The organism is Marichromatium sp. AB31 (assembly GCF_003718685.1).
GTDB classification, from domain to species: domain Bacteria; phylum Pseudomonadota; class Gammaproteobacteria; order Chromatiales; family Chromatiaceae; genus Marichromatium; species Marichromatium gracile.
On record NZ_RHFI01000003.1, the window covers coordinates 147,439 to 159,826 of the forward strand.

General features: G+C 71.0%; 10 protein-coding genes. 5 read left to right on the plus strand and 5 right to left on the minus strand.

Translation table 11 applies throughout. From position 1 onward, the window contains the following. Positions 1 to 102 precede the first annotated feature (102 nt). Positions 103 to 570, plus strand: a complete 468-nt coding sequence (locus EBL84_RS04435) for a universal stress protein (protein ID WP_123139712.1) — start codon at positions 103 to 105, stop codon at positions 568 to 570. Positions 571 to 612: 42 nt separating this feature from the next. Here the strand turns inward: EBL84_RS04435 and EBL84_RS04440 are convergent, their stop codons facing one another. From EBL84_RS04440 to EBL84_RS04450, 3 genes are all read right to left on the minus strand, one after another. Continuing rightward, a complete protein-coding gene (locus EBL84_RS04440) occupies positions 613 to 3,453 on the minus strand; it encodes a DUF349 domain-containing protein (protein ID WP_123139713.1) in 2,841 nt (946 codons plus the stop codon). A 265-nt stretch (positions 3,454 to 3,718) separates the two neighbouring features. Beyond that, positions 3,719 to 4,357, minus strand: coding sequence for an MBL fold metallo-hydrolase (locus EBL84_RS04445; RefSeq protein ID WP_123139714.1), 639 nt, complete (start codon positions 4,355 to 4,357; stop codon positions 3,719 to 3,721). Between the two features lie 182 nt (positions 4,358 to 4,539). After that, positions 4,540 to 5,049 carry an OmpH family outer membrane protein gene (locus tag EBL84_RS04450; RefSeq protein WP_123139715.1) on the minus strand — a complete coding sequence of 170 codons (510 nt, stop codon included), beginning with the start codon at positions 5,047 to 5,049 and terminating at the stop codon, positions 4,540 to 4,542. 415 nt (positions 5,050 to 5,464) lie between these two features. On the opposite strand from EBL84_RS04450, the gene EBL84_RS04455 reads away from it, so the two are divergent. From EBL84_RS04455 to EBL84_RS04470, 4 genes are read left to right on the plus strand one after another with little or no spacing between them, the layout of a single operon-like run. Continuing rightward, positions 5,465 to 6,001, plus strand: a complete 537-nt coding sequence (locus EBL84_RS04455) for a DUF2058 domain-containing protein (RefSeq protein WP_123139716.1) — start codon at positions 5,465 to 5,467, stop codon at positions 5,999 to 6,001. Between the two features lie 43 nt (positions 6,002 to 6,044). Then, a complete protein-coding gene (locus EBL84_RS04460) occupies positions 6,045 to 6,785 on the plus strand; it encodes an NYN domain-containing protein (RefSeq protein ID WP_123139717.1) in 741 nt (246 codons plus the stop codon). Next, the gene (locus tag EBL84_RS04465; RefSeq protein ID WP_123139718.1) at positions 6,778 to 7,572 is read left to right on the plus strand and encodes a TatD family hydrolase; all 795 of its coding nucleotides are present in this window, start codon (positions 6,778 to 6,780) and stop codon (positions 7,570 to 7,572) included. The genes EBL84_RS04460 and EBL84_RS04465 overlap by 8 nt, the downstream gene beginning before the upstream one ends. Continuing rightward, positions 7,569 to 8,306, plus strand: a complete 738-nt coding sequence (locus EBL84_RS04470; RefSeq protein WP_123139719.1) for a ThiF family adenylyltransferase — start codon at positions 7,569 to 7,571, stop codon at positions 8,304 to 8,306. Before EBL84_RS04465 ends, EBL84_RS04470 begins: the two co-directional genes overlap by 4 nt. Positions 8,307 to 8,311: 5 nt before the next feature. Here EBL84_RS04470 and EBL84_RS04475 read toward each other — a convergent pair whose 3' ends face one another. After that, on the minus strand, positions 8,312 to 10,771 hold the full coding sequence (locus tag EBL84_RS04475; protein ID WP_190287884.1) for a bifunctional diguanylate cyclase/phosphodiesterase: 2,460 nt from the start codon (positions 10,769 to 10,771) through the stop codon (positions 8,312 to 8,314). A 136-nt stretch (positions 10,772 to 10,907) separates the two neighbouring features. Next, positions 10,908 to 12,350 carry a deoxyribodipyrimidine photo-lyase gene (locus EBL84_RS04480; RefSeq protein ID WP_123139721.1) on the minus strand — a complete coding sequence of 481 codons (1,443 nt, stop codon included), beginning with the start codon at positions 12,348 to 12,350 and terminating at the stop codon, positions 10,908 to 10,910. Positions 12,351 to 12,388: the final 38 nt, after the last annotated feature.

Here is a 12,388-nt window from a genome sequence, read left to right on the forward strand (position 1 = left end):
GATAATCGGCATGTCCCTGGAGTGCAGGGGCGGGTGGGCAGTCTAGCGATGCCGAGGGTGTCGCCGCAAGGTCCGCCCTGGTCAAGTCCAGCGAGGTGTGTGATGGACACAGAGGATTATGGGCACTTGCTGCTCGCCACCGATTTCGAGCCCGAGAGCGAGCCGGTGGTGGCGCGCGCGGTGCGGCTGCGGGCGCTGTTCGGGGCACGGTTGACGTTGCTGCACGTGGTCGAATACGTGCCGCCGTCGATGGACTACATGCCGGTGGGCTACTCGGGCGATCCGCTGATCGGCGGCGAGGCCGGGCTCGAGGCCGAGTTGTTGCGGGTGGCCGAGCAGGAGATGGCCGCGCTCGGCGAGCGTCTCGGCGTGCCCGCCGCCGATCGTCTGGTGCGCGTCGGCGCCACCGGTCAGGTGATCGACGAGGTCGCAGCCGAACTCGGCGTCGGGCTGGTGGTGATCGGCAGTCACGGTCGTCACGGTCTGCTCGGGCTGTTCGGCGCCACCGCCCGGCAGGTGTTGCGCAACCCCGACTGCGACGTGCTCTGCGTCAAGCTCGGCCAGGATTGAGCGCGACACGGGGCGCGCGCGCCCCGTGTCGCCCGACCCCGCTCAGGCCGGTGTGCCGGTATCGCGCGCGGGCTCCGGGGTGAGCGCCGCGACCACCCGGGCGAAGCGCGTCTCGAGCGCGGCGTCGGCCGGTGCCGGCGCGCTCAGGTACCAGTCGCGCAGCAGCTCGGTGGTGCCGCCGAGCGGGTCGCTCTCGCCATCGCCCATGCGTTCGGCGAGCCGCGCCACCTGATACGCCAGACGCTGCTGACTATACGCCGGCGGTGAGTCGATGCCGGTGAGGATCTCGAGCTGGAGACAGAGCTGCCGGCGCTGCTCGCCGTGCGCATCCAGCTCCGCGGCGAGCGTCTGCGCCGTCGCGGCATCGGCGAGCGCCTCGCAGGCCCGGCGCAGGCGCGCGTCCATCGCCGCCTGCAGCGCCTGATCGTGCAGCGCGCCGAGCGCGCTCCATTCCGCCTCGATCGCGGCGCGCTCGAACCCCTGTCCATGCTCGGCGATCGCCGCCTGCTCGATTCGGGCGCACAGCGCCTCCTGGCGCTCGAGCAGCGCGATGCTCCGGCCCCGCTCCCGCTCGCGCGCGTGCTGTCGTGCCTGTACCAGCCGCTCGCGCGCCGCCTGCCAGCGTGCCTTGAGTGCACCGGCCGCCTGACGCGGCACCGCCAGTGACTGCAGTTCGCGCCAGCGCGCGTCGAACTCGCCCAGCCGGGCCTCGAGTTGCGCCGGCGTGGTCTCGTCCGCAGCGCTCCGCTCGGCCTCGGCGCAGAGTGCCTCGCGCCGGGCGAGGTTGTCCTCCAGCTCGGCGAACTGGGCCTTCTGCAGCGCCTCGCGCCGGGCGAACACCGCGTCGCAGGCGGCGCGGAACTCGCGCCAGATGCGGTTCTCATCCTTTTGACGCGCCGCGACCGTGGTGTGCCAGTCGCGTTGCAGCGCCTTGGTGCGCTCGAGTGCCTCTTCGAGCGGTTCGTGCTCGACCAGCGTCTCGACCTCGGCGATCAGCGCGCGCTTGAAGGCGAAGTTACGCTTGCGCTCGCCCTCGAGCCGCCGCTCCAGACGCTTGAGCGCGCGGTGGAAGCGACGCTCCAGGACGTGGCGGTGACGCGCCTCGACCGGGCCGATCGCCGCCCAGGCGCGCCGGATGTCGGCGCGCGTCTGCACCACCTGTTTCCAGTCCGCCTGCTCCCAGTCGACACCCTCGATGAAGGCCTCGAGCTGGTCGCAGAGCCGTTCGCAGGCGGCGCGGTTGGCCGCGCGCTCGGCCACCTGGGCCTCGAGATGGGGGCGGCAGCGCTCGCGGATGCGGGTCGCGGTCTCCTGGAAGCGGGCGCGCAGCGTCTCGTCGGCGCGCGCCCCGGAGCGGTCGAGTTCCTTCCAGCGCTGTTGCAGCGACTGCAGCTGCTCGGCGGCCTGTTCGAGCGCCGGTGCCTCGGCCTCGAGCGCGGCGATCTCGGTGCACAGCGCCTCGCGGTGCTGGTCGGCGCTCCAGCGGCGCCACTGCTGCAGCTCGCGCAGCTGGGGGGCGAGCTGACGCAACCGCTCGGCGGCACGGACGCTGTCGGCGTTGGCGCAGCCGCTGGTCTCGACCAGTTCGAGCCCGGCCTGCAGGCTCTGGAAGAGGGCGTCGGCCTTGCGCAGCTCGCCGGCCTCGAGACGCTGTTCGAGTTCGGCGAGCCTGCCGCCGAGCTGGTCGCGTCGCTGCTCGGCGTTGCGCCGCTGGGTGCGGATGCGTGTGGCGAGCCGGTCGACGAGCGTGCCGCACGCGGCCGTCGCCGGGTCGCCGTCGAGGGTTGCGCAGCAGTCGCGGGCGCGCTGGAGCAATCGCTCGGCACGGTGGCAGGCCAGCGGCTTGGGGCTGTCGAGCAGTTCGCCGATGCGCGTCTGGTGCTCGGCGAGCTGGGCGCGTGCCTGCGCCTGTGCGCGCTCGCGGCTGTGGTGATCGGCGATGCGGCTGGCGAGTGCGCGGCGGCGGGCATCGAGCGGCGCCTGCTCGGGGTCGGGCAGGGCGGCGAGCGCCCCCCATTCGTGCTCGATCCGGGCCAGTTCGGCGGCGTCCGGGGTGGCGGCCTCGGCGAGGGTCTCGAGCCGGGCGAGCAGCGTCTGATAGGTCGCGGCGCGCGCGGTCTGGTCCTGCTGCTCGGCCTGCTCCCTGGCCGCTGCCGAGCTGGCCGTCTCGAAGGCCGCGATGAAGCGCTCGCGCGCCTGTTGGTAGCGGGAGCGCAGCTCGGGTTCGGCGCGCGCCTCGAGTTCGGCCCACTGCTGGTCGAGATGGTCGAGCAGCGCGCGGTCCTGGGTCCAGTTGCCGAGCCGACCGAGTCGCTCGGCGCGTTCGCACAGCCCGCTGCACTGCTCGCGGATGCGCTGCGGCTCGGCCTCGCGCTCGGCGATCAGGCGCAGTTTCTCGCGGGCGCGCCGGTGGACGACCTTGTCGCGCTTGCCGATCTCGCGCACCACGCGTTCGAGCGCCTCGCGCCTCTCCAGTCGCTCGATCGCGGCGCGGCGGTTGGCCGCCACCGGGTCCTCGAGGGCGCACTCGGCGAGTGCCTCGGCGGCATCGAGTCGGGCGATGAGCGACAGCCGCAGCGCCGGATCCGGGCAGCGGCGAGCAAGGCTGGCGAGTGCCTCGGGGGCGGTGATCGTCGCGAGGCGCGATTCGCGCTCGGTGGCCGGCTGGAGGCGGGCGAGCAGTTCGCCGTAACGGGTCGCGGCGGCGTCGCGCTCGTTCGCCGCCGTCGCGTTGACGAGGGTTGCGGCGAGGCGGTCGAGGTCGCCTGGCTCGACCGGCGGTGGCGGCGTCTCGGCCGGTTCACGCGCGACGGATGCCGGTGGCGTCCTCGGGTGTGCGGTTGCGTCGGTCTTGCGCCGCTTGAGAAAGCGTTTGAGTAACATCTCGTTCCCACCCAGGTTTGCGCTCGAGCCTGCGCGGCGCGCGACGTTGCCGCGCCCGTGGCTGAAGGTGTCAATGACGGAGCCGTCGCGAGGGTTCGGACGGCTCCGAGTCGATCGGTTCTTCCAGGGCGCGCCGTCTCGTCGACGGCGCGCCCCGGGCCGGGCGTCCGGCCGCGGCGGCGGGCGTCTCCCCGCCCGCGCCGTCGCTCGAGGCCGGCGCCGCCCTAGTGTAACCGAGCGCGACGGCGACGGCCCGTGGTGGTGTTCAGGCGGGGTCGCGAACGAAGGGGTTGGTGCGTCGCTCGCGACCGAGCGTCGACATCGGTCCGTGCCCGGGGATGAAGGCGATCTCGTCGCCGAGCGGGAACAGTCGCTCGCGGATCGAGGCGATCAGCTGGGCGTGATCCCCGCGGGGGAAGTCGGTGCGACCGATCGAGCCGCGGAAGAGCACGTCGCCGAGCTGGATCAGACCGCTCGCGCGGTTGAGATAGGCGATGTGTCCCGGGGTGTGTCCCGGGGTGTGGATCACCTCCAGGGTCTGTTCGCCGAGGGCGATGGTCTCGCCGTCGGTGAGCCAGCGCTGCGGGGTGAAGGGCTCGATCGGCGGGAAGCCGAACAGCTCGCACTGGTGCTCCAGGGTCTCGATCAGAAAGGCGTCGTCGCGGTGCGGACCGAGGATCGGCACCCCGAGCCGCGCGGCGAGCGGGGCGCTGGCGCCGACGTGATCGAGATGGCCGTGGGTGAGCAGCAGGTACTCGGGGATGAGTTCGAGCTGCTCGATCAGGGTGGCGATGACCTCGGGCTCGCCGCCGGGATCGATGACCGCCGCACGTCGGGTCTGGTCGCACCACACCAGGGTGCAGTTCTGCTGGAAGGGGGTGACGGGCTGGATCTGGTAGTGCACTGGGCTGTCGTCGGGCTGATGGATCTTGCGCGCGGATGCTCGCAGTCCTCTGCCCAAGTGTCCAGTCCGGCGTGTCCGGGAGCAGTCGCGCAGCTGCGCGTCGAGCTGGTCTCTGTGGCTGATCGAGATGGTGGCCCCATGTGGCGGCGTGGAGACCGGCCGCGCGCGGCCGGTCGCCGGGGTCAGTCGTCGTCGAGACGCTCGATCACCGCCTCGGTGATGTCGAGTCCCTCGTCGATGTAGAGTAGGCCGTTCTGGCCGCGCTCGACGACCATGTCGAGCCCGCGCTTCTCGGCGATGGCGTTGACCACCTCGCGCGCCGGGACGACGATCTCGCGGCCCTTTTCCTGCTGGGCCTTCATCAGCTCGCGTTGCAGTTGCGCGGCCTCCTTCTGGTAGGCGGCGATGCGCTCCTTGAGCTCGGCGCGCTGCTTGTCGACCTGTGCTTCGCTCATCAGCGGGGCGTCGCGCTCGAGCGATTGCTGCATCTGCATCAGCGTCTGCTCCTCCTCGGCCAGGGCGCGTCCGCGCGGCTCGAAGTCCTTGCGCAGCTGCTCCTGCACCTGCTGACCGATGCGGCTCTCCTCGAGCACCTTCTGCATGTCGACATAGCCGACGCTCGGGCCCGCGAGGGCGGGCAGGGGCAGGGCGAGGGCGAGCAGCAGGGCTGTGGTCTGAAGCGGACGACTCATGTGTGGACTCCGGGATGGTCTCGGGTATCTGGTGGTCCGGCACGGATGGCGGTCGGTGCCGGCGGTTCGGGCCTCTGGCCCCGGCGGGATTCTAAGCCAGGGCGCCGGATCGCGTCACAGTGGCGTGCGCCTGGCCGGTGGTCGCGACCCTGGCGAAAATCACCACGGAAAGCGACAATATACGGAACTTCACCGCCGTTGCGTCCTCAATCGCCTGTGCCGCCGTGAGCGGTGGCGGGCTCGGGGTCGTCGGGCTCGATGGTGACAGGCATGGGGCGGGAAGGTGTCGACGCGCCTCGTTCGTCGTCGCGGTCCAGGCCTCCGGGCGCGACCGGATCCGGTCGCCGACCGACCCCTTTCGATATAGACAGACCGCGTCCGGCAGGCGCGGCCAGCTTTTCCGGAGATCCGCAACGTGGGCAACTCGCTCCAGGACCAACTGCTCAAGGCGGGCTTGGTCAACGAACAGAAAGTCAAGCAGGCACGCTCGGCCAAGCGCAAGAAGGTCAAGCAGAATCCCAAGGGCGGGGCCGGTGAAGAGGCCGCGCGCCAGGCCGCCGAGCGTGCGCGCCGCGAGAAACTCGAGCGCGATCGCGCGCTCAACCGCCAGCGCCAGGAGGAGGCCGCGCGGCGCGCGGCCGAGAACGAGATCCGCCAGCTCATCCACAGCAACCGGGTGGTGCGCGAGCGTGGTGACGTCGCCTACAACTTCACCGACGGCAGCAAGCTCAAGCGGATCTATGTCAACAAGGCACAGCACGCCAAGCTGGTCGCGGGTCGGCTCGCGGTGGTGCGTCAGGACGACTTCTACGAGCTGGTGCCGGCGGAGATCGCCGAGCGCCTGCTCGAGCGCGACGCGCGTCTGGTACTGGTGCTCAACCGCCCCGAGGAGACGCCCGACGCCGACGACCCCTACGCCGAGTTCCAGGTGCCCGACGACCTGATGTGGTGAGTCGGTCGCGCTGCCCATGTCCCTGTTACCGATGGAGTCGCCGATGACGGAACCGGTCAATCTCAAGCTTGCGGTGCTGATCGACGCCGACAACGCCCAGGCGAGTATCGTCGAGGGGCTGCTCGCCGAGGTCGCCAAGTACGGCACCGCGCACGTCAAGCGCATCTATGGCGACTGGACCTCGCCCAATCTCGGCTCCTGGAAGGAGACGCTGCTGCGTCACTCGATCCAGCCGATCCAGCAGTTCAGCTACACCAGGGGCAAGAATGCCACTGATGGCGCGATGATGATCGACGCCATGGATCTGCTCTATTCGCGCAACTTCGACGGTTTCTGCATCGTCTCCAGCGACAGCGACTTCACCCGTCTGGCCTCGCGGTTGCGCGAGTCGGGGATGACCGTCTACGGCTTCGGTGAGCGCAAGACCCCCGAGCCCTTCGTCGCCGCCTGCGACAAGTTCGTCTTCACCGAGGTGCTGCGCGAGGACGTCGACGAGGACATCGACGCGCGCAAGAGCGCCAAGGAGCTCAAGTGCGACACCCGGCTGGTCAACCTGCTGCGCAGCGCCGTCGACAGCGCCGCCGACGACACCGGCTGGGCCGGGCTGGGGGCGGTGGGCTCGGCGGTCGCCAAGCGCAGCCCCGGGTTCGACGCGCGCAACTACGGCTACCGCAAGCTCAGCGAGCTGCTCAATGCCATCCAGCTCTTCGAGCTCGAGGCGCGTCAGGTCGGGCGTGGTCCCAACCGCGTGCTCTACGTCCGCGACCCGCGTGCCCATGGCTGAGCGCGCGCTGCCCCTGATCGACACCCATTGTCATATCGATCTGCCGGTGTTCGACGCCGATCGCGCGGCGGTGCTGTCCGCGGCGCGCGCCGTCGGGGTCGAGACCCTGGTGGTGCCGGCGATCGACCTCGACGGTTGGTCGCGGGTGCTGGCGCAGCGTGCCGCCGCCTCCGGCGAGCGCCCGGCCTGTCGCGCCGCGCTCGGGCTGCACCCGCTCTATCTGCCGCCGCCCGAGGAGGCCGAGTCGGCACTGACGACGCTGCGCGCGCTGGTCGCCGCCGAGCGCCCGGTGGCGATCGGTGAGATCGGGCTCGACTTCCATCGTGCCGACGCCGATCGCGACCACCAGCTGGCGCTGTTCGAGGCCCAGCTGGCGATCGCCCGCGAGGCCCGGTTGCCGGTGCTGCTGCATGTGCGCAAGGCCCACGAGGAGGTGCTCGCGGCGCTCGCCCGCGCCGGTGTCGAGGGCGGCATCGCGCACGCCTTCGGCGGCAGCGAGCAGCAGGCCGGGCGTTATCTCGAGCGCGGGTTCCGGCTCGGCTTCGGCGGCATGCTCACCTTCACGCGCTCGACCCGGCTGCGGCGGCTGGCGCGGGCGTTGCCGCATGACGCCCTGGTGCTCGAGACCGACGCGCCGGACATGACCGTGGCCAGCCACCGGGGCGAGCGCAACAGCCCGGCCTATCTCGGTCAGGTGCTCGCCGCCCTGGCCGAGGTCCGCGACGAGTCGGCGGAGGCGCTCGCCGCCCACACCACGACCAATGCCCGCGAGGTGCTGGCGCTATGAGCCTGGATCAGCCGCTGTGGGACCGCACCCGGATCCTCGTCGGCGAGGACGGGGTGGCGCGACTGCGTGATGCGCACGTCTTCGTCGCCGGGCTCGGCGGGGTCGGTGCCTTCGCCGCCGAGGCGCTGGCGCGCGCCGGGGTCGGCACCCTCACCCTGGTCGATCACGACCGCGTCGCCCCCTCCAACCTCAACCGTCAGCTGGTGGCGCTCACCACCACCCTGGGCCGCCCCAAGGTCGAGGTGATGGCCGAGCGCGTCGCTGCGATCAACCCCGCCTGCCGGGTCCGCGCCCATGCCGCCTTCCTGCCCGCCGAGGGTGCCGATGCCTTCCTCGCCGAGCGCCCGGACCAGCTCGTCGACGCCATCGACAGCCTGGCGAGCAAGCTCGCGCTGATCGAGACCGCGCTGCGTCTCGGTGTGCCGGTGGTCAGCAGCATGGGCGCCGGCGGGCGGCTCGATCCCACCCGTATCCAGGTCGGCGACCTGATGGACACCAAGGTCTGCGGATTGGCGCGCGCGGTGCGCACCAAGCTGCGCCGCCGTGGGGTCGGGCGCGGGGTGTGCGTGGTCTGGTCGGACGAGGAGCCGCACCCGCCGGCACCGCCCGAGCCGGTTAGCCAAGGGCGTCCGCGGGCGGTCAACGGCACCATCAGCTATCTGCCGGCGCTGTTCGGGCTGACCCTCGCCGGGGTGGTGATCCGGCGCCTGCTCGAGGGAACGGACGCCGGCTGAGCGGTTCAGTCCGCCCGTGCCCGCGAGCCGATCCAGTCCGGCAGCGCCTCGGGCGCGAGCGGTCGGGCGAACAGATAGCCCTGGCCTAGCCGACAGCCGAGTCGGCGCAGCGCCAGCGCCTGCTTGCGGGTCTCGATGCCCTCGGCGAGCACCTCCTGCCCCAGTGCCTCGCCGAGGGCGATGATCGCGCGGATGATGTCGCGATCCTGTCCCTGGCTCTCGATCCCGCCGACGAACGAACGATCGATCTTGAGCAGATCGACGGGCAGCTCCTTGAGCCGCGCCAGCGACGAGTGTCCGGTGCCGAAGTCGTCGACCGAGAGGCTGATGCCCTCGGCGCGCAGTCGTTCGAGCTCGGCGATGACCTCGATATCGTGCTCCATCACCACGCCCTCGGTGATCTCCAGTCCCAGATGGTGGGCCTCGAGCCCGGTCTCGGCGAGGATGCGCCGGGTCGTGTCATAGAGTGCGCCGCGCTGGATCTGGGCATGGGCGACGTTGACGTGCACCCGACCGATGGCGATCCCGGCGTCGAGCCAGCGACGTGTCTGGAGACAGGCCTCGTGCAGTGCCCACTCGCCGAGCGCGAGGGTCAGCCCGCTCGACTCGGCGATGGGGATGAAGCGCCCCGGCGGCAGCAGTCCGTGCTGGGGGTGCTGCCAGCGCACCAGGGCCTCGAGACCGACCAGGGCGCCGTCGATCAGCGAGACCTGGGGTTGGTAGTGGAGCAGCAGCTCGCCGTCGCGGATGGCGCGCCTGAGCTCGTGTTCGAGCTGGGCGCGCTCGCGGGCGATGCGGGTGAGGGTGGCGGTGAAGAAGGCATAGCTGTTGCCGCCGGCATGCTTGGCCTGGCACAACGCGACCTCGGCGTTGCGCAGCAGCTGGGAGCTGTCGGCACCGTCGCGCGGGTAGAGCGCGACACCGATGCTCACGGTGATCAACAGCTCATCGTCGCAGAGCTCGAAGGGTGCGGCGATGGCGCGCAGCAGCTGTTCGGCGAGTCGGGCGCTGTCGCCCTCGTCGGCGATGTGCTCGGTGAGCACCATCAGCTCGTCGCCGCTGAAGCGGGCGATGGTGTCGTCGCGTTGCAGTTGTGTCTTCAGGCGCCGCCCGACGGCGCGCAGCAGGGCGTCGCCACCGGCGTGACCGAGTGCATCGTTGATCCCCTTGAAGCGATCGATGTCGACGAACAACACGGCGAGCTGAGCACGTCCCTGTTCGGCGCGACCGATGGCGTGCTCGAGCCGGGCCTGGAACAGCAGCCGGTTGGGCAACTCGGTGAGGGCGTCATGATGGGTGAGGTAGTCGACCCGCGCCTGGGAATGACGGACCTGGCTGAGGTCGGAGAAGACGCCGACGAAGTGCGCCGTCTCGCCCTGGGCATCGCGCACCCGGTTGACCCGCAGCAGTGCCGGGTGGACGCTGCGGTCGCGATAGCGGATCCAGATCTCGCCGCGCCAGTAGCCGGTCTCGGCGAGGGCGCGGCGCATCGAATGGAAAAAGCCCGGGGGGTGGCGGGCCGACTTGAGGATCGAGATCGGCCGACCGAGCAGGGTGTCGTGCTCATAGCCGGTGATCGCGGTGAAGGCGCGGTTGACCTCGAGCAGGCGTCCGCTCGCGTCGGTGATGTAGATCCCCTCGGCGGTGCTGTCGAAGACGGTGCCGGCCAGGCGCAACCGCTCCTCGGCGGCGCGGATCTCGGTGAGATCGATGTCGACGCAGAACATCTCGCGCCGGCCGCTGCTGTAGCGCTGCATCACATGGCTGGAGAAGACCTCGACCGGTGAGCCGTCGCGTCGGCGCAGCCGCAGCTCGCCGGCCGGCGGGTCGCGATCGCTCTGCAGCCAGGTATCGATCAGCCCCGTCATCCGCTCGCGAAACTCCGGCGGGATGATCAGCTCCTCGATCCGCCGTCCCAGCGCCTCTTGCGGGGTGTAGCCGTAGACGCGCTCGTTGGCGCGGTTCCAGAAGGTGACGCGACGCTGTTCGTCGTAGCCCTGGACCGCGATCGCCGGCAGCTTCTCGAGGATGCCGCGAAAGCGCGCCTCGCTCTCGCGCAGCGCCGACTCGATGCGGCGACGCTCGCGATGCGACAGCACCACGAGCACCACGAGCACCACCGGGCCGCTGGGTGTGTTCTCGACCAGTTGCAGTCGCACCTCGAGCGGGGTGCGCGGGTCCGGGCCCGGGGCCTCGAGCACCCGCTCGCCGGTGTGCACCGCGGCCAGCTCGTCGTCGAGTTCCCGCTCCGCCGGCCAGCAGGGCAGCGGCTCGAGCCGCTGGCCGAGCAGCTCGCGTTCGTCCAGACGCAGCAGCTGGCAGGCGGTCAGGTTGGCGAGCAGGATGCGCCCGTCGTCGGGGTCGATTGCGATCAACCCTTCGTGGCTGGCATCGAAGAGCGTACGCAACAACCCCAGCGCCGAGTTGGTTGAGGAGAGGTGCGGACGCTTGGGTGCGACGGGCACGGGGTCAGACTCCAAGGTCAGCGTCGTTGTTCGGCTGGAGGAGAAGGTCGGTCCGGTCGTGTTCGGCGCATCGGGATCGCTCCGCAGTGAAGTCCGCTGTCGATTCTAAGGGGGCATTGACGATGCCGCATGTGGATTATGGGCTCGATTTGATCCCCTCCCACCCGGCAAGTGCCTCGCGGCGCGACTGCGCCAGGTCGACGATGGGGGTCGGATAGTTGACGCCGAGCCCGACGCCGGCGCGTGCCAGCGTGGTGCTGGTGGCGGTCCAGGGCTGTTGCAGTACCTTGTCGGGCAGCCGCGCCAGCTCCGGACACCAGCGGCGCACATAGTCACCATTGGGGTCAAAGCGTTCGCCCTGGCGCACCGGGTTGAAGACCCGGAAGTAGGGTGCGGCATCGGCGCCGCAGCCGGCCGTCCACTGCCAGCCGAGGGTGTTGCTGGCGAGGTCGGCATCGACCAAGGTGTCCCAGAACCAGCGCGCGCCGAGCTGCCAGGGCAGGCGCAGGTTCTTGGTGAGCAGCGAGGCGGCGACCATGCGCACCCGGTTGTGCATCCAGCCGGTGTGCCACAGCTCGCGCATCCCGGCATCGACCAGGGGGATGCCGGTGCGTCCCTGCTGCCAGCGCTCGAGCACATCGCTATCGGACGGCTCGCGCCAGGGGTAGTCGGCGAAGCGCGTATCGAGCGGATGCTCCGGGGTTTGCGGGAAGTGATAGAGCAGATGATAGGCGAACTCGCGCCAGCCGAGTTCGCGCACGAAGGCGTGCTCGCCGAGGGGCAGGGCTGCGGGGAGCGCGGCGCGGGTCAGCGCGAGCAGCCGGTGTGGCCCGATCTCGCCGAAGTGGAGGTGTGGCGAGAGGCGCGAGGTGGCGGGGCGGTCGGGGTGGTCGCGCAGCTCACCGTAGCCGTCGAGATGGCCGGCGAGGAAGCGCTCGGCGGTCGTTCGGGCGCCGTGCTCGCCGGGCGTCCAGGCCTCGGCCAGCCCTTGGTCCCAGCGGATGCGGGGCAGCAGGTCGAGATCGGCGACGGTGTCGCCGCCGTCGAGCTCGACGCCGGGGATGCGCACCGGGGCCGCGATCGGGTCGGGGAGTTCGGCGAGTCGCGGTGTGCAGTGGCGCCAGAAGGCGCTGAACACCTTGTAGGGACCGCCGCTGCCGGTGGCTGCCTCCCAGGGCTCGAACAGCAGCGCGCCCTTGTGGCTGGTGCAGTCGAGCCCGGCGGCACGGAGTTGCTGCTTGATCGCGGTGTCGCGCTCGCGGGTGGCGGGGTCGTAGAGACGGTTCCAGTGGATCGCCCGGGCGCCGCTGGTCTCGGCCAGCCGGCGCAGCAGCGCGAGGCTCTCGCCCTGGCCGATCCACAGTCGGGCGCCGCAGGCGCGCAGCGCGGCATCGAGCGCCTCGAGGCTGTGGTGCAGCCACCAGCGGCTGGCCGCGCCCGGGGCCCAGGGGGCCTCCTCATCGGGGGCGTGGATATAGACCGGGAGGATGCGTGCGCCCGAGCGCAGCGCCGCCTCGAGCGCGGGGTTGTCGTCGAGACGCAGATCGCGTCTGAACCAGACGATGACGGTATCGGACATGATGTGGTGCTGATCGGTGGGTGTGAACGGACGGCGTC

Excerpts from the sequence above, each read along its gene's own strand:
- EBL84_RS04440 (WP_123139713.1), bottom strand. The coding sequence starts at position 3,453 with ATGTTACTCAAACGCTTTCTCAAGCGGCGCAAGACCGACGCAACCGCA.
- EBL84_RS04435 (WP_123139712.1), top strand. The coding sequence starts at position 103 with ATGGACACAGAGGATTATGGGCACTTGCTGCTCGCCACCGATTTCGAG.
- EBL84_RS04460 (WP_123139717.1), top strand. The coding sequence starts at position 6,045 with ATGACGGAACCGGTCAATCTCAAGCTTGCGGTGCTGATCGACGCCGAC.
- EBL84_RS04480 (WP_123139721.1), bottom strand. The coding sequence starts at position 12,350 with ATGTCCGATACCGTCATCGTCTGGTTCAGACGCGATCTGCGTCTCGAC.
- EBL84_RS04465 (WP_123139718.1), top strand. The coding sequence starts at position 6,778 with ATGGCTGAGCGCGCGCTGCCCCTGATCGACACCCATTGTCATATCGAT.
- EBL84_RS04450 (WP_123139715.1), bottom strand. The coding sequence starts at position 5,049 with ATGAGTCGTCCGCTTCAGACCACAGCCCTGCTGCTCGCCCTCGCCCTG.
- EBL84_RS04470 (WP_123139719.1), top strand. The coding sequence starts at position 7,569 with ATGAGCCTGGATCAGCCGCTGTGGGACCGCACCCGGATCCTCGTCGGC.